The sequence below is a fragment of the Stenotrophomonas sp. YIM B06876 genome, assembly GCF_030711595.1.
GTDB lineage: Bacteria > Pseudomonadota > Gammaproteobacteria > Xanthomonadales > Xanthomonadaceae > Stenotrophomonas.
Map to the genome: position 1 here is coordinate 1 of NZ_JAUJUJ010000111.1, position 2,459 is coordinate 2,459.

Consider the following 2,459-nt stretch of genomic DNA (forward strand, 5'->3'; position numbering starts at 1 on the left):
GCGCCAGCAGGTCGAGAACGGTGCCCAGGTCATCGACATCAACATGGACGAGGCCATGCTCGACAGCAAGGCCGCCATGGTGCGCTTCCTGAACCTGATCGCGTCCGAGCCCGACATCTCGCGCCTGCCCATCATGGTCGACAGCTCCAAGTGGGAGGTGATCGAGGCCGGCCTGCGCTGCATCCAGGGCAAGCCCATCGTCAACTCGATCAGCATGAAGGAGGGCGTGGACGCCTTCAAGCACCATGCCAAGCTGGTGCGCCGCTACGGCGCCGCCGCCGTGGTCATGGCGTTCGACGAGCAGGGCCAGGCCGACACCTTCGCGCGCAAGATAGCGATCTGCGAGCGCGCCTACCGCATCCTGGTCGATGAGGTCGGCTTTCCGCCCGAGGACATCATCTTCGACCCGAACATCTTCGCCATCGCCACCGGCATCGAAGAGCACAACAACTACGCCGTCGAGTTCATCGAGGCGACGCGCTGGATCAAGGCCAACCTGCCGGGCGCCAAGGTGTCGGGCGGAGTGTCCAACGTGTCGTTCAGCTTCCGCGGCAACGACCCGGTGCGCGAGGCCATCCACACCGTGTTCCTGTACCACGCGATTGCCGCCGGCATGGACATGGGCATCGTCAACGCCGGCATGGTCGGCGTGTACGACGACCTGGACGCCGAGCTGCGCGAGCGCGTCGAGGACGTGATCCTGAACCGCCGCCCCGACGCGGCCGAGCGCCTGCTCGAAGTGGCCGAGAACGCCAAGGGCGCGGCCAAGGACGAGGGCAAGAAGCTCGAATGGCGCGGCACGCCCGAGGCGCCAAAAACGGTGGGCGAGCGCCTGTCGCACGCGCTGGTGCATGGCCTGACCGACTTCATCGTCGAAGACACGGAAGAGGCCTACCAGGGCATCCTGGCCCAGGGCGGGCGGCCGCTGCACGTCATCGAAGGCCCGCTGATGGACGGCATGGGCATCGTCGGCGACCTGTTCGGCCAGGGCAAGATGTTCCTGCCGCAGGTGGTCAAGTCAGCGCGCGTGATGAAGCTCGCCGTGGCGCATTTGATTCCCTACATCGAGGAAGAAAAGCGCCAGGACGAACTGGCCGGGCGCGACGTGCGCACCAAGGGCAAGATCGTCATCGCCACCGTCAAGGGCGACGTGCACGACATCGGCAAGAACATCGTCACCGTGGTCTTGCAGTGCAACAACTTCGAGGTCATCAACATGGGCGTGATGGTGCCCTGCCACGAGATTTTGGCGCGCGCCAAGGCCGAGGGCGCCGACATCGTCGGCCTGTCGGGCCTGATCACGCCCAGCCTCGAAGAGATGCAGTACGTCGCCGCCGAGATGCACAAGGACGACCATTTCCGCGTCAAGAAGATTCCGCTCTTGATCGGCGGCGCCACCTGCTCGCGCGTGCACACCGCCGTCAAGATCGCGCCGCACTACGACGGCCCCGTGGTCTACGTGCCCGACGCCTCGCGCAGCGTGGGCGTGGCGCAAAGCCTGCTCGGCGACAACGTCGAGGCTTTCGTGGCAGAGGTCAATGCCGACTACGACAAGGTGCGCACCCAGCACGCCAACAAGAAGCAGACGCCGCTGTGGCCGCTCGCCAAGATCCGCGCCAACAAGACGCCGATCGATTGGAGCGCCTACCAGCCGCCGCGCCCGCGCGCGCTCGGCCGGCGCGCGTTCAAGAATTTCGACCTGAACGAGCTGGTGCCGTTCATGGACTGGGGCCCGTTCTTCCAGACCTGGGACCTGGCAGGCCCGTACCCGGCCATCCTGAGCGACGAGATCGTCGGCGCCGAGGCCACGCGCGTCTTCGCCGACGGCCAGGCCATGCTCAAGAAGATCATCGACGGGCGCTGGCTCAGTGCCAGCGGCGTGCTGGGCCTGTACCCGGCCAACAGCGTGGGCGACGACATCGAGTTCTACACCGACGAGACGCGCAGCCAGGTGGCGATGACCTGGTACGGCCTGCGCCAGCAGACCGAAAAGTACACGGTGGACGGTGTCACGCGCCCGAGCCGCTGCCTGGCCGACTTCGTCGCGCCCAAGGGCAGCGGCATCGCCGACTACGCCGGCATGTTCGCCGTCACCGCCGGCCTGGGCATCGAGAAGAAGGAGCAGGCCTTCATCGCCGACCTCGACGACTACTCGGCCATTTTGTTCAAGAGCCTGGCCGACCGCCTGGCCGAGGCCTTTGCCGAATGCCTGCACCAGCGCGTGCGCACCGACCTGTGGGGCTACGCCAGCGGCGAAGCCTTGAGCAACACCGAGTTGATCGCCGAGAAATACGCCGGCATCCGCCCCGCGCCCGGCTACCCGGCCTGCCCCGACCACAGCGCCAAGCGCGACCTGTTCGCGCTCCTGCAGTGCGGCGAGATCGGCATGTCGCTCACCGAGAGCCTGGCCATGTCGCCGGCCGCCAGCGTGAGCGGCTTCTACATCGGCCACCCGGACA

The 2,459-nt window shown here is 66.7% G+C and carries 1 protein-coding gene; it reads left to right on the forward strand.

The window, feature by feature from the left end; translation table 11 throughout:
- On the forward strand, positions 1 to 2,459 hold a 2,459-nt coding region (gene metH, locus QZH66_RS15090), incomplete at both ends, for a methionine synthase (RefSeq protein ID WP_305806732.1).